Here is a 21,122-nt window from a genome sequence, read left to right as displayed (position 1 = left end):
AGCGTTGCCTTCATCTTCGCCGTAACATGATCCAGATCTTGCCATCCACGCCTGAGGTTCTTTTGCCCTGATTCTCAGTCACTCGTTTGACGGCAAGTAACTTGCCTCTGGCCGAGCGGGTCAGTAGGCGTTGCAAGGCCTGAACCTTGCTCCATCTGCCAACCTTGACTGCCTTGGCGATACGCATCTGCAGACGCGTGACCTCATTGGTGAACTGAGACCAGTTGATCTGATCCCAGGCAACACCCGAGGCTGGAGGCGCACCAGTGTCATCATGCGCAGCATTCGCCTTGCCTGATAGCTCTGTCATCTGTCTTCCTCCTGATTGCAGTTTCTCAAACTCTCTCGCCATGAAAGACCTCGAGGAAGTGGGCTCGCTTTCGCGCCGGGTCATGTTGCAACCCGTATCTGATCCATCTTGCGCCCGATCTCGCGGTGCACTCGCCCTACACGGGTTCTGAGAGCGCGAAGCGTCTTCTTCATCTTGCGGTACGGCTTCGCGGTTGTAGTTCTGGCGCAAGGCCATGCCGTGATCCTCAGCCAGCTTCACTAGGTGCTGGCGGCTCTTCTCCAGCAAGCGACTGTCCGTAAGATGCGCAATCGCCTTGGGCATCACCGTGGTATCCACAATCACACGATCGACACGGGAGATTCTCATCATGCCGATCTTGCGAGCTGCCTCGATCGGTTACGTTCGATAATCAATGTCAGTCAATATTTTTCAATAAAAATCAATATAAGTGACTTTATTGCTATCAGTCGTGCTCTTGGCTCTCCAGAGCGGGTCATCAGGAATTGATTTTTATTGCTTAAAAAGCAATTTTCGTCAATATCAATGCTTGGCGTGATGTTGATTTAAATTGATCTTTATTGCATTTCCGGCACTGATAGTCAGTATCGGTTAATCAGGCGTTGGTATCAGACGGTCGGGATCAGACCAATGAAGTGGGTGGCAAAAAAAATTATCCTTTTTTGCTTGTTTTCATTTGAAATTTACTTTTCACCCCGATAGCATTTATTCAGGCTTTCTTCAATGAGGATCTGAAAATGAATCGTGAGGTGATGACTTCTCAAGAGCTAGCGGCGTCGCCAGGCATAAGTAAAAACACCCTGTACAACCTGGCCAGCAAGAGCAAGAACGGAAAAACAAGTACGTCCTGCGTACCTCCCCGGTTAATTGTTGGGCGCTGTTGCCTGTGGCATGCACGGTCACCTGGGTCTCCCATCTATTCTCTGATGAAACTACCTATCCTGCAGGTGACGATATGAATGCGAAAGATGACTCCGAGGTGTTCGACATGCATGACGAATCCTTGAGAAAGGCGGTCCAGAAGGGCCAGGAGCGATTGAATAATCAGCTTGCCGTCGCGCAACTCAGTCTGAGGCGCGCTCGAGCTCGGAAGGTTGACCATGACAAGATGATGCACGCGGCGTTGGGCGTGATTTTGATGGCATGGGCGAGAGAGGATGCACGAATTGCACAAGCACTACTCGCTCGCATCGGCAAACTCACCTCGGTGCCCAGGAAGGACCAGTACGCTCATACGGCTATTACGCGCGAGCTTGAATCGCTTCTTGACCCTGAGTTGATTACCAACCCGGCGCGCACTTAGCATCATCGTTGATTATTCAGAGGGCAATGCAATGACCGCTCGCAAGCGAAATACTCCGGCCAGTGCCTCAAACTTCCACTTGACTTTAAAAGCATCGTCAGCTTCTGGTGTCAATAAAGCGCCCGCTAGCGCACTGAGGAAAGTGGTGTACGACCTTGGCTTAGACTCAGTTGATACAAAGAAGGGGGCCAGAGTAGCTGTTGTCTATTTCCATGTTCCCGAAAACATTTCTTTGCCATCGATTAACCCTCTGAAACTGGCGCAACAGTGTGAGTTTAGGTCGACAATGAATAAAAAGGCCAATGGCAGAACTGGGCAAATGTTGCATCTGGAGGTCGCTCTTCCTGATTTTCTTGAAGCTGATGATCTCATCCCTCTTGGTGAAATCATTCAAAAAACGTTTTCTGAGCACTTTGGTGCGCCAGCTTTTGGTGCCCTTCATGTCGATGATGGCAACCCACATCTTCATTCGTCGATCCCGCTGTACGAGGTGGTTCCACGTGGGGGCGATTACATACTGGGTGATAGGATATCGCACGCTTTGCGTCCAGCGCAGAGACAGGCTCTCGGTTTAAAAAAGGACAAGCGATCTGAATTGATTGCTTTCAGAAAGGATGTTGCCAATCTCATAGGGAATGCTGTTGTTTCCCATCAACTCAGATTCAATCATTATCTTGATTTTGATGCGCTTCATGTTAGCGAGCGCTGGCGTCAGGGATATTGCACACTTGCGCAGCAAGTCCAGCATGCAGCGAAACGTGGGGATGTTCTGTTTGTTTGTGAAAACGCCACCCGAGCCCCCACCCGAAAAAATGGTCCAGCGCGAAAGTATCTGTCGCAGGGGGAATCTGTGGTCAGTAAAGAAGCAGTCATGGACAGTCTGGACTTTAGGCTTTGTACGGAGGTCGCAGTGAATCAGGTTTTGGGCATCGCCGAGCAATACAAGATTGATCGACCCAATTGGTTGCGCCATCTAATGTACTCACATGGCGTCGAGATGGATTTTGTCACCTCAGAAAATCAGCGAGCAAAAGGGGTTACGTTTGGCTTTTTACATGGCCCGAGTTTTTCCGGAAGTGAACTCGGAGTTCCTCTTGGCACACTAAAAAACGCTTTCAATGGACATCCATTCCAAGCGGCTCAAGTCAAATCACTCCGGAGACTGAGCCTGATCCAGCGTACATTAAAAAGGTTAGGAAGGCCGGTATCAAGTGTAAAGACTTGTTTCTGGAATCTGTACAGTATGTTGATCGGTGGGCGCGTAGATTAATTGCTCAAGCAATCGAGAACAGAAAAGTGATGCTCGAAAAGTTCAGACCGTCTCATTCTGACATATTAGACCTGGATCAAACCGATGATGGTTGTCTGAAAAGTGGTCAGGTATCCCGTCCTCAAAGGCAGGCTGCAGTTCCTGCAATCTCAGAGAGGCCGCGCATGTGACCGGGTGCTGCCTTGCCCTTGGTTTTCGCCCAAATCTAGGGGTTAGTGTCAGAACACCGTTTTTCGTGTTTCAGTTGATTCGGGCCTGGACTTGGCATTTCACTGGTTGCGGGACCATACGTCAACTAGAACGCTGTATCGCAGGAAAAAGATTCCGGCGCGAGACAGTATTTTGGATCGTCTTGCTGATAGAAATAGCGTTTTCGTACTTGCCTGGCATTCGAAACTCTCCTATCTGTGCTCTCGGAAATCGCTGACTTAGTGTATCGAGAATTTCCTAACATTGATTCTCTAGTGGTTGACATATTTTTTAACGATCCGAGATTATTTATCGATGGCAAATTAACATTGAATCTCTTTTACATCTAAAAGGATTGCATCATGTCTGATTCAAACCAACAACATGTTGTGTACGGTTTTATTTCGGCGATTGAACAGCGCGAACAGGCGGAAAGACTAATGAACGCAGCACTCTTGAGAGAAAAAAATCACCTGAAAGGACAGGCTGCCATGGGCGCCGCGTTAGCACGGTTTGCCATTAGTAGTGCAGACAATGCTGACACAGTATTAAAGTTCGCCGCTCAACTTGATTTAATGCCGAATGAGAAGAAAGCTGCTTATCCTTTGCTGAAGGAAATTGCAGACCTTGCTGCAATGCAGACTACCAAATCTACACTCCAATAGACGTATGAGCGATGTTGGGCGAGGGCGAGCAATACCGTTGCAGTGTCTCTTTTGTGATGCCTGATCCTCGCTCGATATCTCCAGTAGGTCAGCAAGAAATAGGCGTTTCCTGATTTTTCCCAATAATGACGGTAGCACGCCACACCCATCACTTCTTGGGCGGGTGTGGCTTTTAATCACTGACTAAGGCAGAAGCTTCTCCTCAATGCAGTTTCTCACCAGACTTAATCGCGGGGTTACCCAATAGGTCGGTTACAGCAAAGCGCATTTCCCTGGGCGACAGCCCTTCCAGTATCTCACGCTCTGCAGGTGTGAGCGTGATGGTTCCTTTGGGCAGATTCCACGCCTTCTCCAGATCACGGGTTACGCCCTGGATCAGAATTGGGGCATGCTCGGGGCCCGGTTTTGGAAAATACACAGGGCGCAGCCGACTCTTGAGTGGTGCAGACAGTCGAGCTAGAGAGTTGCTTGTCAGGATGTACAGGCAGTGCGACAGGTCACAAGATGCCATCAGATAAATGTCCTGATACCGTGCGGCATTGCCGGGTTCCAGCAAATCGAGAAGCGCTTCTTGCGGATCGCCACCAGTACCGAGTCGTCCGGTTTTGTCGACCTCATCGAGGAGCACGATTGGATTGGGTACGCTTGTCTGCAGGATGAACTCCACAATCCGCGAGGGTCGGGCGCTCGCCCATCCCCGGGTGACACCCTTCAAGGTTTTGACATCCGACATGCCGGCGAGATTGAGCACCAGGCTAGGACTTTGCAGAAGGTCGCCCATTCGTTGGGCGAACCGGGTCTTGCCGCATCCAGGCACTCCGACCAGTAGAATGGGCATCATGCCCAGACGCCGCGCACCATGCAACTTTCGGGCCATCAAGTCACTCATGATGGTCGTGACCGCCTCGGTTGCCCAAGGGAATTCGGTCAACAATTGTTGCCAGATCGACTGAATCTGGTCCAGCGAGGGCAGCTCGGCGAATGGCAGAGGTCGTCGCAGCTTCTCATATTGTTCCAGGATCACGCGGTCTTCCCTATCATTGGAAACAGCGATCGGACTGGTCACCACAACCAGTTGATCAACGACGCTGGACCAACTTGCCTCGAGTCGATCCTGCTCCTGTCTCCTTGCTGATTCGCTCACCGATCCTTGCTTGAACTGCGTCTCAGATGTTGACGCAGAGTTGCAACCCGCTTCGCGTTGCAGTCTCGAGATGACAACGTATTGCTGTGTGCGCAATGCCCGTAGTTCTTTATCAACGCCGGCGCAGCGATGTTGGGTCAGTTTCGATGGCATGGCATCAAGCAAACCATCCCAGAGTGGTTTGATCCAGTTCAGGTCATCAAATCGCTTTTCCCACTCGCCGGTCGTCTTTTGAGATCCGATCTTGGACCGACCCAGTTGCCGGAACTCCGGAACGATGGAAAGGTAGTTTGCAATGGCGGCGAGGCAACTGCGGAACTCAAGGGGGCTCCAGGAGGCAAACTGTTCTTGGGCTGCTGCTGCAATCATCCGAATGGCATTGAGCCACTCTTCCACAACCGGTCCGTGCAGGTATCGTGGCTCTTTCCCATCGGTTGACACCAGCCTTGGCATTGGGTCACTCTCCACGTTGCACTCGACTTTCAGGTTGCGTTCCTGGAGCAGACTGTTGGCATGAAGAAGTGAACCAACAGGATTGCCCAGATCCCCTGACAGTCTGAACCATTCGTTTTCACCATCAATGGCAAGGGTAAAGGTGGTATGGCCCTCCTCATCCAGAGGGATAGCCACTTCGTGGCTGTTGACGAAGTTGCCGATGGTCAGCGCAGCCTGAGCGCGATCCGACGGAGCTTGTGCTTCGTCGATTGCGATGTTCAAAGCGTGCCGAATCGATTCGATTTCCGCGGGTAGTCGGTGAGGACTCAGGTAGATCAGCGCCAGCATCCGGTTGCCCCAGAAGTTATTGAATGGCAGCTTTGGCATGGGCGGACGTGACGGTGCTTCTTCTGTGGCAAGGGCTGGCTTACGTTTGTTGGTGACTTGGGTGAGCGCGTTGAGAAAATCGTTTTCATCCATGATGAGATTCATCCTTTGCTGTTCATTTCCATTAGTTCTGATGTCGAAGCCGCTTCATCCGATTCCGGTGATAAACATGAAGCGGCTTTGACGATTGAGTCGGCATTGACAAAGTGATAGGGTGAGGAGGCTGTTGCATTGGTCAAGGGCCATCCGTGATGCTCTACACGCGTGACCGGCACCTGTTGCCATACAAGTCATCGCCGCCTTTGTTCAGCTGCGGTGCAGGGCGGACACCGGACTCTCCACCAACCTGATCGGTTTCCGGATGTGCCGGGTCGACCGCAGATTTCGCAGACTGATGTGCTGGCGTCACAGGCTGCATCTACAGCCTCGCGCACCGCCTCATGGGTGGTTTCACTGGCGTTTGAGAGTTGGTAATAAAAGCGTAACTCGCCAAATTTTTCCTTGATCTGGCTGATGCGCATCGTTGCGTCAGGATCCGATTCCAGGATGGTATTGATACGTGCGGCAAGTAGCGAGAGCAACTGTGCCCATCCGGCGGCATGTTCAAAAGCAACGGGTTCAGTTCCAAAGACACGAGGGAACTGTTGGGGCAAATTCAACAGACGTGACTTATCCTCGGACGTCATGATCGTCTCCGATAATATGAGGGGTAGTGAACGGATTGTCAGCAGCGGCGGTGCTGCGAGAATGATGCCTTGAGGTGTCTAAATCAGCCTGATATTCGTAATAGAAGAAGCACGGTGTTGTGCATGGTGAACTCCGGTGGTTGGTTCAAAAGTTGCGGAGCCGAAAAACAAAAACCCCGCGGCGATGGCGGGGTCTATGGACTGGTCAAAACGAAAAAATCAGTCAATCGCCCCTCCGCGAACGCGTGCATTCACCGCTAACGATATCGTTAACTTGGTGGCAGGCTTTCTTGTGCGGTGCGACTGGTTCATCTCGTAATCCATGAAAGGATTGGTGGCGTCAGGCATTTAGCTCGACTTTTAACAAGGCTATCAAACCCAAGGTTTCATTTCAAGAGGGTTTTGAAAGTGGTGGTTCTCATTTTGCGGAATTGAACTGTCAAGGTTGTGCGTGGCGGGTATCTATGGCGGATACTTAAGTTGATGCCTGTACGCTGTCAGCAGCACCGCATGCGGCAATGGCTTTGTCTCGAATCAGTCGTGCGGCAGGATCGTTAGCTGATCTGTTCTTTGACGCTACCCGATTACAGCAAGAACTCGGCTGCCGGCATGCCGTCAAGCGGGCATTTCTTGTGCCTTTTGAAAGCTTGGCATGAGCCACTTGGCCATTCGTCGTAAATTTTGCGTAGTCGCCGCCAGCAAGAACTCATCTTGTGCCCCGGAGAGTCCCCGTAGTCGCAAGCGATCCAGTTTCAAGATGCGTTTTAGATGAGCAAACAGCATCTCAACCTTCTTTCGCTCGCAGCGTGATTGTTGATACTCTGGCGTTGCGGCGATGGCCCGGGCCACATTGCGCTCGGCTTCATGGATGCTGCGAGCGATTTTGCGCGTTGGCGTGTTAGGGCAGCATTGGTCTTTCTGCGAGCAGCTAGTGCAGTCAGATTGGCTAGGTCGGTAGATAACCGTGTCTGCTTTGGTGATGCGTGCGCGCGGACTCTTGAACACACGCCTGTCTCTGCGTAACGCATGTCCTTGTGGGCAACGGTGCTCGTTTGCCTGCTCATCCCAAGCGAAGTCAATGGTTGAGAAAGCGCCATCCTTGCGCTCGGTTTTATCCCAAACGGGAACGTGCGGCTCAATACCTTTTTCCTGGACCATCCATCCGAGCATGGGGCCCGTTCCATAGGCCGTATCGCCTACCAACCGGCGAGGTCTCAGATTGAAGCGTTGTGCGACCCGGTCAACCATAATCTTGGTCGACTCTACTTCTTGGGATCGATAGGCCGGCGTGGCTTGCACATCCACGATAATGCCCGCCTGTAGATCGATCAGGTAGTTGGTCGAATAGGCGTAGAAAGCCGGACCGCCTGGCGCTGCCGTCCAGCGTGCTGCCGGATCGGTCAACGAAATATTCTTGGGTGGTGTTGTCGACTCTGTCGATGCGGGGATGTCGTCGTCGGTGGGATTATTCTCCTCCAACGCTTCGATGTACTCGCGCACCGCACGGCTTTGCCACTCGCCTTGACTCCAGTCGATGGTTTCAACTCCGGAAACGCCACGTGCCCGGCTGGCATCAGCTTTGATGACACTGGCATCAATAGCGAACCCTTCGCCTGCCACAAGGCCTTCGATCATGCACCGGCGCAAGACTGATTCGAACACATGGCGTAAGGCCTCACTATCGCTAAAGCGGCCGTGTCGATTCTTGGAAAAGGTTGAATGGTCAGGCACTGCATCGTCCAGCCCCAGGCGACAGAACCAACGATATGCCAAGTTTAGATGGACTTCTTCGCACAGCCGGCGCTTAGAGCGAATGCCAAAGCAGTAACCAACGATCAGCATACGCACCATCAATTCCGGATCAATTGAGGGCCGGCCAGTGTGGCTACAGAAAGGAGCGAGATGCTTGCGCAAATCACCCAGATCAAAAAAGCGATCAACACTACGCAACAAGTGAGACCGAGGTACGTGATCATCAAGGTTGAAGGAATAAAACAGCTTATCCTGCACGCCCGTTTGTTGACCCATCATCACGGCACCCACCCGTTTATCGACTAAACGTTAGGATATCCAAAACGCGTGCATTTCGGGGAGTTTTTCAACACAATATGCCAAGAGCGGGCTTTGGGCGAGCCCTTTGAAAGTAGGTGTTCGGGAAACGGTCGATCGCATGCAATACGCCATTACAATGGAGTATAAGTTGGTCTCGGGCTGCTGAATACTTGCTAAATAAGAATGCAAGCCAGCGCTGGGAGAAATCCGAGGTTGGAATACCTCGCAAGTTGCGCTTCGTCCCGCAGGTTCACCAAATTACAAACAAGGAGGCAATGTGCTGCCTAAAGAAGAGAACGATCTTAGCTTTGATGAAGGTGGTGATGAGGAGGTACAAATTGCGCCAGAAGATAATCGAATTCACACCTCCAGCGGAGATCTAGAAATTGAATCTCTTCTTAATAAGAAGAAGCGTGGAAAGTTGATCTTACAGCCGGATTTTCAACGACAGTACGTATGGGATGCTGCAAAAGCAAGCAAGCTAATTGAGTCTGCAATTCTTCATATTCCGCTACCAATTATATACCTGTCAGAAGAAAAAGACGGAAAAGAGTACGTCATTGACGGACAGCAGAGATTAACGTCATTTTTCAGTTTCATTGACGGGCATTTTCCAGATGGAAAGATATTTAAGTTGAGCAGCTTGAATGTATGCTCAGATCTGAATGGCAAGAAATTCAGCGACTTGTCTGATGAGTTGCAAGACAGGGTTCGCTATTACAAGATTCGCGCTATCACGTTTCAGAAAGAGTCAAGCGAGAATCTTAAATTCGAAATATTCGAGCGACTGAATACAGGTTCGGTTCAGTTGAATGATCAAGAGTTGAGAAACTGCCTGTATCGGGGCAAATTCAATATCGCATTCAAAGAAATGGCAGAAGATCCGGATTTTATGTTCATCTGCGGGATTAAGGCACCCGACAAACGCATGAAAGATATAGAGCTGGTTCTGCGATTCAGTGCTTTCTATCATAAGACCTATCTCAACTATAAAGCGCCTATGCGCAACTTCCTAAACTCCGAGGCTAGAGAAAAAAGGGACATTTCAGACAAGGAGATCGTGGAGCTAAAGTCGGCATTTAAAAATGCATGTCAAATAATACGATCTGCATTTGGCAAAAATTCATTTAAACGATTCTATAAGGGTACGGACGGGCAGCCAAACGGATATTGGGAGCCAAAGAAATTCAATACTTCCTTGTACGACATCCTGATGTACTCATTCGCAAGAGAGGATAAAAACAAGGTGTATCAGAACTTGGACTCTGTGAAAGAAGCCTTAGTTTTTCTGATGACGGAAGATCAAGAATTCATAGACTCCATAGAGCTGTCCACCAGCTCTGTGCAAGCGGTAACTTTGCGCTTTGACAAATGGAGGGCATCGTTACAGTCCATTCTTGGCATTAGTCAGAAGGAACCGCGCTGTTTCACCTTCAAATTGAAGGAAGAAATGATGGCTGTCGATCCAACTTGCGCAATTTGTAAGCAGCACATTCAATCTACAGACGACGCCGCGCTTGATCACATTAAGCAGTATTGGGTTGGTGGTAGAACCGTGCCAGCAAACGCTAGACTGACGCATCGTTACTGCAATTGGGCTCGGCCAAGAAGTGATACGGCTGATGTCTAGGAGCTCTCTAGCTGGCCGAGCGATGTCCCGGAAGGCCAAGCATGGATATCTTCAGTAGCCAATTTCTTTGCGCTGACCGCTGTCCCGGGAAGCTGTTTCTTTGAAGAGGTGCACAGGATCGTTGCGCAAAAGGAATTAAAAGGCGGTATACCTTTACATGCGGTACAAAAGCTGGTTGGGCTTTTTGGTATCGATTGCAGATGAGATGCAGAATGGACTGTTGCGTAAAGGAGAGTACATTTTAGTGGCTTCAACTTTTGACGACTTCCTTATTCACGCGAACGATTTTCATCGAGTCGGCAAGAAGACGGAGTCATCCGTTTTGTGCAGCGCGGTATTCGAGGATGCAGTTCGCAAGTTAGCCGAAAAAGTAAGCGTGCCGCAAGCTGGCAAATCGCTCGGTTCTGTACTCGATGATCTCGCAGAGCAGGGAGCGACAACTCCGGTCAAGTCAAGGCGATGGAAGGGCTATACAGCAGTACGCAACAAGGCACTACACGCCCAGTGGGATGAGTTTGACCTTCGCGACATCGAGGAAATGCTAACCGGCACCCGCCCGCGAGATTGTTGACTTGCTTAGGGCACCTCGATTAACAGTCGATTTTCGCCAAACCGACCGCGTCAGCACGATTCCTGACCGTCAACACATCTGGAGTATTGTTGGATCGGGGGAGTTGCCGGCGCCGCTAGTCAATGTGAAACAGCGACTCGAAAATCACCAAAATCTCCGTAAGAAATTCGATTGGTACTCGGGGCGCCTGTACATGGTGCACAGGCTTGCTGAGAGGGAAGATGACGATTTGTACAAGAAGGCTGTGCTACCACAACCCTGATGTGGAGCAAAAGTGATGATCTGCCCTTTTATGGGATACAAAACCAAGGGCAAAAAATCTGGCCCATACGTGGTTCAAGAGGGAGCCCATAGCCTGACTCTCGATTGGTCAGATGCTCCAAGGGCGACAGGCCGCCTCCGGGCGGTTTTGTCAATTCTGGAAATGGATTTTTGCGGGCAGTTGTCTATGTGTTCCCCGTTCGCTCACAGTAAAGGGGTTTCGGCTGATGTGATTGACTGGACTCTGCTGAAGGCCTGAGGATTGTTTACAGGTTGATTGCGGGCTGTTCTCAGGTTTTGGCGATCAAAGTCCGGTCAGCCACGGGTGAATCTGTTGATGACACACCAGTTGAAGACAGCTGTGTGGCTCCCGTTTAAAGGCGCCCCGGTCCAAATAAAAATGCGATGCATGAAGTCGCAATTGATATGCGGGTGTATGCCCTGCATAGACGAGCGACAGTCCAGGGTGCCATGGCTTTCTGCTCACCAGAAGCCGACCGACCGGAGAATCAACCGCTTGGGCCTGACCCGGCTTAGCTGCCTTGAATACCCGTCTTCCCCAAACCATGGCGTCGCGCATGGAACTCAGAACATCCTCCGGACTCGAATCCAGCTCAGCATCTGTCAGAATCCTGTCGGGTACGGGTTTCTTGTGGATATTTTGTTGCTCAAAGAAGCGTGGGCTCAACTCCGGGTCGCCCGTCATCAGCTGCGAGTGCACGACGTGGAACCTGCCTGAACCCTCTCCCACGCTGACGACGAAGGGCAGGGCAGCGACTCTAGTAACAATTCGTATTGCAGTTCTGTCTGTTCGGTTTCATCGAGTTTTTGAACCCAACTGCCGCCGTTCTTGATAAACAGGTCATCGTTCTGCAAGAGTGGGCTAGATTTCATGCCGGGGTAAGAATAGTCAAGCAGCATAATTTCGTGGTTACCGCGAACAGCGTGAAACCAGGGTTCTTTTAGCAAACGCAGGCATGCCAAGGAGTTCGCTCCCCGGTCAATCAGGTCACCCACACTGATGACGCGATCACAAGCAGGATCGAAACTGACCTTCTCCAGCTCTGCTTCAAGCAGGTCGTAGCATCCATGCATGTCCCCCAAGATGAAATCGCGTCCGTTCGTATTGAAGGGCAAGCGCTTGTGAAGTGGCTGCATTGTTGACCCAGGTGTGTGTTTGACCGGCAGATGTGCTGACGGGGAACAAGTTTCTTATGATCAGGTTACATCGGCTCTGTTAGATGCGGTACTGTTTGTCTAAGGGGTGAGTGGCTGCAAACGGCCAGAAGCCGTCGTTCAATTATTGATCCTTGGGTTACTTGTAACAAGCTCCAGTCTCGAAATTTTAAGGTTTGCCTAAAATCTTGCTTGCGGTTGCTCACTTTCAGAATTTCGGATAGATTCGTTTTGTAAGAGCGACGGTCCCATTTTTGCGGTTCAAATCTAGTTATGAATCATTCGTGTAGGAAGTGACATGGAGTTATGGAAAAACTGTTGGAATTGTGGCCATGACACACCACAGGAAAGAGTGGCCTTAGAGTTTTTCCCTCGTATTTTAGAAATGTTTTCTAAGAAGGATGACGGTAAAGTTAATCAGCGGGCGTGGTCAGTATTCTACGATTCATATCTATTTGCGAAATGCAGGAAATGTTCTGCTCCATCGCTATTTGTCGACGAATATTGGACACAGACAACTTCTACTGAGGAATCCAAGTTGATTTCAGAAGAAGTAAAAGCAAACGGGGTTTCAAAATCAGGCAATCTCGTTCATAGTCTTAATTATCCTGCTTTCTCGAAGAACCCTTTTCCACAATGGACACATGATCTTGAAGAAACCTATATGGTTTTATTTTGGGAAGTGTATCAGGCGACAGCACTAGGTCTAAATTCGTTGGCGATGATGGGTATAAGAACGATTGTCGACAAATACGCTTCAGATAAGATTGGTGATATTGGCGGATTTGAAAAAAAACTTAACGCCTTATTGGAATCGAAAATAGTTAGTTCCGATCAGCATGCCTTACTTAAGGTGGTTGTTGATGCAGGTAGCGCATCGGCACATAGGGGATACAAACCAAGCAATAAACATTTAAAAAGTTGCTTGCAAATTATTGAGCACTTAATTAGTGTTGAAAAATTTGGTGATGTAATAAATGAGATCAAGCAAGCGACTCCAAAAAGAACTCATAATAATTAAATGCAACCGATCGCTGGCGTTTCGACTGCATTTAAACGCTAGTGGATGTCTGCTCTGGGTCGAAACCAGACTGTCATGAATGACAGCTTCCGACCCTTTGTCGACGTTGTGCCAGCCCCTAAGGCGCCGTTGCCCGAACACTCAAATCTTTACTTCGATTCTCGGAAGCCGCCACTCGGCTCCCGCTACTGGGGGCTGTCAATCTGCTGACGCACGAGTTCCGCCATCGCGTTTGATTGGGAGTCCTGCTCAGCCATTAATCCATCAACCGTCCCGTGTCTGTCGACGAGCGCTTCATCCTGACTGACCTTGAGTCGCCCTTCCAGTCGATCAATGCGAATTTCAATACCGACAATAGCGCGCAGTAGCTTTTCGACATAGTCCGTCGGAGCATCTTTCACGCTCCACGGAGTCGGCCGTGACGACTCCTGGGCATCAGTCAATTGATGCAGCATGCTCAGAATCCACTCGCCGTCTTCAACAGCCCTCGCATTTCCATGGGCATGAACCGTGACGTAATTCCAGGTGGGAACGACCTTGCCATGTCCCTCCTTGCCGGGATACCACGACGGCGTTATATAGGCTTGAGGCCCCAAAAACATGACGACTGACGGGGCACCTGCAAGAAGTAGTCGCCAAACCGGATTGACTCTCGACACGTGCCCGATCAAGCGACCGCTTTCCCCGTACGTTCGGTCAAGAACAAACGGTATGTGGTTAGCCACGAGACCGTCGCCCGTCTGGCAGGCCCATCCACCTAGTGGATATTGGTCGATATGGGCATGCATCTGGGCCAGATCGTTTAAGGCGTGATATTTCGGCCGGTACATGTTTTCTCCTTCAATTGCTCACGACGTGGCTGAGTAGCAAGGCCGCCAATACCCACATGGTCACGCCAATGATGCCATCTAGCACTTGCCAGGACCTCGGCTTGGCGAATAATGGCGCCAACCAGCGGGCACCCAAGCCCAATGCGCTGAACCACGCCAAGCTCGCCGAACTAGCACCGGCAACAAACCATCCCCTGAGAGAAGATGGTTGCTGCGCACCGATGCTCCCGACCAGCAAGACGGTATCCAAATAAACGTGTGGATTGAGCAGCGTAAAGGCAGCCGCCTGTGCCACCGCAGCGCCTCGGCTAAGTCCATCGCTTCTCGCATCGGCGCGCAATTCTGCTTTTTGTCGCATGCGCTGTAGTGCTTGCCATCCATACCAACCAAGAAACACGGCGCCAGATAACGCCATGGCCTTCGCCAAATCGGGTCGATCGCCAATAACCTGGGCCAAGCCAAAGACCCCTGCGCCAATCAATAAGGCATCCGCCAAAGCGCAGAACAGCACAATCAACCCGACGTGCTCTTGCCGTAACCCTTGACGCAGGACGAATGCGTTTTGCGCGCCAATAGCGACAATCAAACCGAGGCTGAGTACAAGACCTTGAATAAATACTGCGACGGCCATCTTTATTGCTCCCCGATGCTTGATGTCAGACAGATTGCCTTCCGAATGCAATGAAGGCAAACTATCTTTACTGAGCCAAGATTAGGAAATCTAAAGAGTGTTTGACTACGAATCGCTTTTTGCGCTCGCCGCCATCATTCGTGAGGGTAGCTTTGAGCGTGCAGCACGTACCCTGAACGTGACCCCATCCGCGGTGTCGCAGCGAATTCGCTTGCTGGAAGAGCGTGTCGGCACGCCCTTGGTCGTGAGAGGGCAGCCATGCCACGCGACAGAAATGGGTAGGCGACTTTGCCAGCACGTCGATCGCGTACGGTTGCTGGAAAGGGAATTACACGATGCGTTACCAACGCTTGCAACGGATGGTGGCGCCCGAGTGGAAATGCCAATTGCGGTCAATGCTGACAGTCTGGCGACGTGGTTTGCGCCCGTGGCAGCAACGTTTGCTGCCGAGTCTCCTGTGCTGCTTAATGTGGCGCTTGATGATCAGGACCATACAGCAGAATGGTTGCGCAGTGGTGTCGTCATCGCTGCAGTGACGGGGTCATCGCGACCGCCTGCCGGGTGCAACAGTCGGGCACTGGGTGCCATGCGGTATCTGGCAGTTGCCAGCCCCGCCTACGTAGCTAGATATTTCTCTGCAGGCGTCGGCGCGGGTACGTTGGCACGCGCACCCAGTTTGGTCTTCAATACGAAGGACGAATTACAGGCGCGTTGGGCCTATCGGTTGTGCCATCAACATGTGGAATTGCCGCGACACACCTTTCCCTCTCCCCATGCATTTGTGACGGCCGCTTTAGCTGGCATGGGTTGGGGACTGCATCCGCAATCGCTCATCACTCCCTATCTTGCGGCTGGAGATCTGGTCGAGTTGGTTCCCGATTCTCACTCGGATGTGCCATTGTTTTGGCAGCACGCCAGAGCTTCATCGTCTCTTCTAGAAGGTTTGTCGAGGGTAGTGATTGATGCCGCGAAAGTGGCGCTGGTGCAGACGGGTTGATTGTGGCGCCAAATTCCATGGATTAATTTGCTTACCTTATTGCTGCCGTTCGGGATGCGCATATGGCTGAAATTAAGAGCGCGACGGCAGTGACGGCTATTGGCCGAAACCAGACTGTTATCAATGGCAGCTTCCAACCCGGTGTGGTCGTTCAAGGAACAACCTAATTCAATCGGTCAGAACTATCTCAAGTCGATTCTGTTGCGATTCTTGCAAGTCGGATTTGGACTTAAGTGACCATTGACGGTAAAGAGGAAGAAGATTTGGTCAGATTGCAGTGGCTTGTATGGCCTACGCTTCGGTGCAGTCTACCATTACGTTATGTCGTACAAGGAGAGTGGAAGTGAGCTACAAAGCAACTGCGTTCAATGTGATGATTGCTTCGCCAGGCGATGTCGCGTCGGAGCGAGCAATTGTTCGAGATGTGGTTTACGAATGGAACGCTGTCAATTCTGGAACGCGAAAGACAGTCCTACTTCCGGTCGGTTGGGAGACTCATTCGTCCCCGGAAATGGGGGCTACCGCACAACAGATCATCAATCGTCAAGTATTAAACAAGTGTGATCTTCTCGTAGGTGTCTTCTGGACTAGGATTGGCACGCCAACTGAAAAGCACTTGAGCGGGACGGTAGAAGAAATAGAGGAACATATTGGCTCTGGCAAGCCAGCCATGCTGTACTTTTCTAGTCAGCCCGTTGCCATGGATACAGTTGAACTCGTGCAACTCCAGCAACTAAAAGAGTTCAAACAATCTTGTCAGAGTCGTGGTCTCTACGAGAGCTATGACAGTCATGCTGAGTTCAAGAACAAGTTCTATCGACATCTGCAGTTGAAAGTGAACGAGCATGAGCTATTTCAAGTAGCCGAGGCCGAACCGATTGACGCTACTGTCATTGAGTCGCGCACTTCGCTCCCTGATCTTGCGCAGGAGGCAAGAATTCTCCTCAAGGAGGCCAGCAAGGATTCCAGGGGAACGATTCTCCAGGTGCGCGATATGGAAGGGACCTCCATACATACCAATGGAAAGGATCTGATTCAGTCAAAGGACCGACGCGAAGTCGCGAAATGGGAAGAAGCGCTTGAGCAACTGAGATCTCACGACCTTGTTGTGGGTCGCGGCTATAAGGGAGAAGTATTCGAGATCACAAACCTCGGATATCAAGTCGCTGACATGATCGCATTATGATCATATTTAATTCCGTCACGGCGATTGCTGAACGCCAGCATGGGGGCACGAGGACGTGTATCACTTGACGCCAGCCACTTTGAGCCATCTTCAGGAGCAGCGTCTCATCGGCTTCACGAGAGTAGCTCAACGGCTCAAGCTAGAAAACGTACTGCCTACGAGATCAGGCGGCATGTACTGGCTCGATACCACCTACTCGGACGCTGACATACGGACTTCTGTTTCGAATATGAAGCGGAACTCGGTGCCAATCGCTACCCCAAAATAGCTAGGAAATTTATAGGTTCGCAAGCGATTAGCAAGCACCAGTCAAGAGGCCCTTCAAGCGCAGAGACTAAATTTGAGTTACCTTGATTAAACTTAGATCAAATGTGTCGTACTCAATCTCGTAAAGACTGAGTCACTGGGTAACAAACTATGCAACTCATCGACAATATCAATACGCTTTTGGGTGACGACCTAAAGCAAAGCTTGATTTTCGACTCGCGACTAAAAATCGCAGCGTCCTGTTTTTCGATGTACGCCTTCGAAGCATTGAAAGACGAGCTGGAAAAAATCGATGAACTGAACTTCATCTTCACTTCGCCAACCTTTGTGGCCAACGAGGTCACTGACAAGATTCGTAAAGAACGCAAGGAATTCCACATTCCGAAGCTTGATCGAGAGCGCAACCTTTATGGCAGTGAGTTTGAAATTCAGCTGCGCAACAAGCTCACCCAGCGGGCGGTAGCCAAGGAGTGCGCCCAGTGGATACGGCGAAAGGCCAAATTCAAGAGCAACCGCACCAAAGCGCCGATGCAGCAGTTCGCCTGCGTGCAGTCAGGAGGCACTAACATAGCTTACATGCCCCTGCATGGCTTCACTGCGGTCGATCTCGGGTACCAGCAAGGCAATGCGGTATCCAACCTCGTCAACAAGATGGACGAGGCACCGTTTGCGGCAACGTACCTGAGCCTCTTCGATCAGATCTGGAACGACCCCGAAAAGCTGGAGGACGTGACAGCGCAGATTTGCGAGCACATCGCTTCGGTCTACCAAGAGAACTCACCCGAGAGCATCTATTTCCTGATGCTTTACAACATCTTCAACGAGTTCCTCGACGACATCGACGAAGACGTCCTGCCCAACGACCGCACCGGCTACCAGGACACCCTGATCTGGAACAAGCTCTTCAACTACCAGAAGGATGCTGCTACCGGGATCATCAACAAGTTGGAAACGTACAGCGGCTGTATCCTTGCCGACAGCGTCGGCTTGGGCAAGACCTTCACCGCTTTGGCCGTCATCAAGTATTACGAACTGCGCAACCGATCTGTGCTGGTGCTTTGCCCCAAGAAACTGGCGGATAACTGGCTGAACTACAACCGCAACCTCAAGACCAATATCTTTGCCCGCGACCGGTTCAACTACGACGTCCTTTGCCACACAGATCTTTCCCGTACTAGCGGCGAGTCCTTCGGTACACCGCTGAACCGGATCAACTGGGGCAACTACGACCTCGTCGTGATTGATGAGTCGCACAACTTCCGCAACAACGACGCCTACAAGGATAAGGAAACCCGCTACCAGAAGCTAATGCGCAAGGTGATTCAGGAAGGGGTAAAGACCAAAGTGCTGATGCTCTCAGCCACACCGGTCAACAATCGCTTTAACGACCTGCGCAACCAGCTGGCGCTGGCCTACGAAGGCGACTCCGAAAACCTCACAAAAAAACTGCGCACGGACAGAAGCGTCGAGGAGATCTTTCGGGGCGCACAAGCAGCCTTCAATGCGTGGTCGAAGCTCCCCCCGGAAGAACGTACCGCGCGTGCGATCCTCGACTCACTGGACTTCGATTTCTTTGAACTGCTCGACAGCGTCACCATCGCACGCTCGCGTAAGCACATCCAGACCTTCTACGATACCAAGGACATCGGTCAATTTCCGGAGCGCCGCAAACCGCTGTCGTTTCACTGCCCGTTGACCGCGAGGTCGGACGTTTTGGGTTTCAACGAAATTTTCGAGCAACTCTCCCTGCTCAAGCTGGCCGTGTATGCGCCCATCAGCTACATCCTACCTAGCCGTCTGAAGAAGTACGAGGAGATCTACGACACCAAGGTCGGCGTTAAGGGAACGCTGCGTCAAGCCGACCGCGAAAAGAGTCTCCAGGCCCTGATGACGGTGAACCTGCTCAAACGGCTTGAAAGCTCGGTGCAATCGTTCAGGCTAACGCTGCAATCACTGCGGACCAACAACGAAGCCACCCTCGCAAAGATCGCCGCGTTCAATCAATCCGGCGGCGCGGTCACGGTGGGGGACCTCACGGAAGTGTTGGAAGGGTTGGATGCAGACGATGATGACCTGTCAATGCCCGGCGACGAGGGCGGCGAGATCGGCAGCAAGATCAAGATCAGCCTCGCCGACATGGACTTGCCGTCCTGGGAGCACGAACTGAAGGTGGACTTACAGGTCATCGATGCCTTGCTGGCTTCGATGAACAAGATCACGCCGCAGGACGACGCCAAGTTGCAGCACCTCAAAGCGCAACTGCTCGGCAAGATTGCAAACCCAATCAACCCCGGCAACAGAAAGGTGCTGATCTTCACAGCATTTGCTGACACCGCTGATTACCTATACGCCAACCTCGCGCCTGATCTGCTGGCGACACTCGGCATCCACACCGCCAAAGTCACAGGCTCGGGTGCGCCGCAGTCCACCATTAAGAGCAGAACCCACAAGCGCAGTTATGACTTCCAGGAGCTACTCACCCTGTTCTCTCCTCGCTCGAAAGAGAAGGCGGTGGTGCTGCCGGACGAGCCGCACGAGGTTGATCTGCTGATCGGCACCGACTGTATATCCGAGGGCCAGAACCTGCAGGACTGCGATTACCTGATCAACTACGACATCCATTGGAACCCGGTTCGCATCATTCAGCGCTTTGGCCGGATAGATCGAATTGGCTCCCCTAATAGCAGTATTCAGCTGGTCAACTACTGGCCCGATATTTCGCTCGATGAGTACATTAACCTCAAAGAACGCGTCGAGAGTCGGATGATGATCGCCGATGTCACCGCGACGGGTGACGACAACGTATTGTCTGCGCAGGCCAACGACGTGTCGTACCGCAAGGAGCAACTGCGTCGCCTGCAGGAGGAAGTCATCGAGCTGGAAGATTTGAAGACCGGAGTCTCGATTACGGACCTGGGCCTCAACGACTTCCGCATGGATTTGCTTAACTACGTCAAAGCCCATGGTGAACTGAACACCATGCCTAACGGGATGCACGCTGTCGTTGCGGCGAGACCTGCGATGGGCCTGCTGCCAGGTGCAATTTTCACATTGCGCAATCGCAATGCCGGAATCAGCCCCAATCAACACAACCGCCTGCATCCGTACTACCTGGTCTATATCAACCGCGAGGGTGAGGTCATCCATGATCACACGGAGGTCAAACGCCTGCTTGACCTGGTGCGTACCTGCTGCAAGGGCCAGGACAAACCCATCGTTGCCGTGTGCCAGCGCTTCAATCAGGAAACAGCGGATGGCCGCCGGATGCAGCTTTACTCGGATCTATTGGGAAAGTCCATCCGGTCGATGATCGAGGTGAAGGAGGAAAAGGATTTAGACAGCCTGTTCAGCGGAGGTAAGACCACGGCGCTGACTGATACCATCTCCGGACTTGACGACTTCGAGCTCATCAGCTTCCTTGTGATTCAGGAATCTGTATGAGCGCCTTATTTGCCTACCCCAAGCAAGCAGCCTTCGGACGCGTTCTACCCAAGAACAAGATCTACGAGCACAGCGGGGCTAACACCCGGTTGAAGGATCTGTTTGTTGAGCAGGTGGAGCAGATCGTGTGGCAATACAAGCTGGCCCCGGAAACAATCAACCTTCCTGCGCGGCCTGGCGTGCCGGAAATCCAGATTTTCAGCATCCATCTCAAAACGCCAGAACTGCACGCCGATGTGCTGCGCTGCATCGATGGGGCCATCCCGTTCCCCATTGTGTTCGAGCTGTCTTTCGATAGCCAGACACAGGTGACTGCCGCCTACAAACGCCCGAACGAAGCTGATGCCAGCCGCTGGGTGCTCTCGGACTACTTTGCATCAAGCTGGCTGGTCATGAACAGCGAACGCACCGCGATGCCCGTAGCCCTGCATCTGGGCGGCCTGTACGAGCAATTGCTGCACCGACTGATCCCACTGTCAGCTCGGCCACAGGAAACACTGGCCGAGCTGGTGGCGCGCGTCGAACAGGCACAAACCAAGCAGCGCGAGATGGATAAGACCACGGCGCGGCTGACCAAGGAGAAACAGTTCAACCGCAAGGTGGAAATCAATGCCGAACTGCGGAGGCTGAAATCTGAGTTGGACGAACTCAAAAAGAACAAGTGATAAAT

General features: G+C 51.6%; 17 protein-coding genes and 1 pseudogene. 10 read left to right on the top strand and 8 right to left on the bottom strand.

Annotated features, from left to right (window positions below):
* Positions 1-10: 10 nt before the first annotated feature.
* Complete coding sequence (locus tag DBV39_RS20295; protein ID WP_265416058.1) at positions 11-187, bottom strand: reverse transcriptase N-terminal domain-containing protein; 177 nt, start codon at positions 185-187, stop codon at positions 11-13.
* A gap of 218 nt (positions 188-405) precedes the next feature.
* Positions 406-685, bottom strand: a pseudogene (locus DBV39_RS19950) (IS5/IS1182 family transposase); the annotation flags it as partial.
* Positions 686-1,265: 580 nt separating this feature from the next.
* Between DBV39_RS19950 and DBV39_RS09920 the strand changes: the two are divergent.
* The 3 genes from DBV39_RS09920 (at position 1,266) to DBV39_RS09905 (ending at position 3,737) form a co-directional block, all read left to right on the top strand.
* On the top strand, positions 1,266-1,613 hold the full coding sequence (locus DBV39_RS09920; protein WP_108621400.1) for a hypothetical protein: 348 nt from the start codon (positions 1,266-1,268) through the stop codon (positions 1,611-1,613).
* Positions 1,614-1,644: 31 nt separating this feature from the next.
* Positions 1,645-2,883, top strand: a complete 1,239-nt coding sequence (locus tag DBV39_RS19500; RefSeq protein WP_159078895.1) for a hypothetical protein — start codon at positions 1,645-1,647, stop codon at positions 2,881-2,883.
* A gap of 551 nt (positions 2,884-3,434) precedes the next feature.
* Complete coding sequence (locus DBV39_RS09905) at positions 3,435-3,737, top strand: hypothetical protein (RefSeq protein ID WP_108621397.1); 303 nt, start codon at positions 3,435-3,437, stop codon at positions 3,735-3,737.
* Between the two features lie 202 nt (positions 3,738-3,939).
* Here the strand turns inward: DBV39_RS09905 and DBV39_RS09900 are convergent, their stop codons facing one another.
* From DBV39_RS09900 to DBV39_RS09890, 3 genes are all read right to left on the bottom strand, one after another.
* Entirely contained in the window at positions 3,940-5,796 is a 1,857-nt protein-coding gene (locus DBV39_RS09900; RefSeq protein WP_159078894.1) for an AAA family ATPase, read from the bottom strand.
* Positions 5,797-5,993: 197 nt separating this feature from the next.
* Positions 5,994-6,389: a hypothetical protein gene (locus DBV39_RS09895; protein WP_108621395.1), complete on the bottom strand. Its 396-nt coding sequence runs from the start codon at positions 6,387-6,389 to the stop codon at positions 5,994-5,996.
* A gap of 615 nt (positions 6,390-7,004) precedes the next feature.
* The gene (locus tag DBV39_RS09890; RefSeq protein WP_108623210.1) at positions 7,005-8,420 is read right to left on the bottom strand and encodes an IS1182 family transposase; all 1,416 of its coding nucleotides are present in this window, start codon (positions 8,418-8,420) and stop codon (positions 7,005-7,007) included.
* A 298-nt stretch (positions 8,421-8,718) separates the two neighbouring features.
* On the opposite strand from DBV39_RS09890, the gene DBV39_RS09885 reads away from it, so the two are divergent.
* Together DBV39_RS09885 and DBV39_RS09880 are read left to right on the top strand one after the other, a co-directional pair.
* Complete coding sequence (locus DBV39_RS09885; protein ID WP_108621394.1) at positions 8,719-10,071, top strand: GmrSD restriction endonuclease domain-containing protein; 1,353 nt, start codon at positions 8,719-8,721, stop codon at positions 10,069-10,071.
* Between the two features lie 244 nt (positions 10,072-10,315).
* Positions 10,316-10,642 carry a hypothetical protein gene (locus DBV39_RS09880; protein WP_227870579.1) on the top strand — a complete coding sequence of 109 codons (327 nt, stop codon included), beginning with the start codon at positions 10,316-10,318 and terminating at the stop codon, positions 10,640-10,642.
* Positions 10,643-11,608: 966 nt separating this feature from the next.
* Here the strand turns inward: DBV39_RS09880 and DBV39_RS20630 are convergent.
* A complete protein-coding gene (locus DBV39_RS20630; RefSeq protein ID WP_108621389.1) occupies positions 11,609-12,061 on the bottom strand; it encodes a metallophosphoesterase in 453 nt (150 codons plus the stop codon).
* Between the two features lie 316 nt (positions 12,062-12,377).
* Between DBV39_RS20630 and DBV39_RS09855 the strand changes: the two genes are divergently transcribed.
* On the top strand, positions 12,378-13,100 hold the full coding sequence (locus tag DBV39_RS09855) for a DUF4145 domain-containing protein (protein WP_108621388.1): 723 nt from the start codon (positions 12,378-12,380) through the stop codon (positions 13,098-13,100).
* A gap of 185 nt (positions 13,101-13,285) precedes the next feature.
* Here DBV39_RS09855 and DBV39_RS09850 read toward each other — a convergent pair whose 3' ends face one another.
* On the bottom strand, positions 13,286-13,930 hold the full coding sequence (locus tag DBV39_RS09850; RefSeq protein WP_108621387.1) for an FMN-binding negative transcriptional regulator: 645 nt from the start codon (positions 13,928-13,930) through the stop codon (positions 13,286-13,288).
* Positions 13,931-13,940: 10 nt separating this feature from the next.
* Positions 13,941-14,561, bottom strand: a complete 621-nt coding sequence (locus DBV39_RS09845; RefSeq protein ID WP_108621386.1) for a LysE/ArgO family amino acid transporter — start codon at positions 14,559-14,561, stop codon at positions 13,941-13,943.
* A 97-nt stretch (positions 14,562-14,658) separates the two neighbouring features.
* Here DBV39_RS09845 and DBV39_RS09840 point away from each other — a divergent pair, with 97 nt between their 5' ends.
* From DBV39_RS09840 to DBV39_RS09825, 4 genes are all read left to right on the top strand, one after another.
* On the top strand, positions 14,659-15,558 hold the full coding sequence (locus DBV39_RS09840; protein ID WP_108621385.1) for a LysR family transcriptional regulator ArgP: 900 nt from the start codon (positions 14,659-14,661) through the stop codon (positions 15,556-15,558).
* A 343-nt stretch (positions 15,559-15,901) separates the two neighbouring features.
* The gene (locus DBV39_RS09835) at positions 15,902-16,744 is read left to right on the top strand and encodes a DUF4062 domain-containing protein (RefSeq protein ID WP_108621384.1); all 843 of its coding nucleotides are present in this window, start codon (positions 15,902-15,904) and stop codon (positions 16,742-16,744) included.
* Positions 16,745-17,161: 417 nt separating this feature from the next.
* Entirely contained in the window at positions 17,162-20,452 is a 3,291-nt protein-coding gene (locus DBV39_RS09830; RefSeq protein ID WP_108621383.1) for a helicase-related protein, read from the top strand.
* On the top strand, positions 20,449-21,117 hold the full coding sequence (locus tag DBV39_RS09825; RefSeq protein ID WP_108621382.1) for a DUF4391 domain-containing protein: 669 nt from the start codon (positions 20,449-20,451) through the stop codon (positions 21,115-21,117). Before DBV39_RS09830 ends, DBV39_RS09825 begins: the two co-directional genes overlap by 4 nt.
* Positions 21,118-21,122: the final 5 nt, after the last annotated feature.

The organism is Orrella marina, from assembly GCF_003058465.1.
Classification (GTDB): Bacteria; Pseudomonadota; Gammaproteobacteria; order Burkholderiales; family Burkholderiaceae_B; genus Algicoccus; species Algicoccus marinus.
The sequence above is the reverse complement of the archived record's forward strand: the minus strand, read 5'-3'. Positions and strand labels throughout refer to the sequence as shown.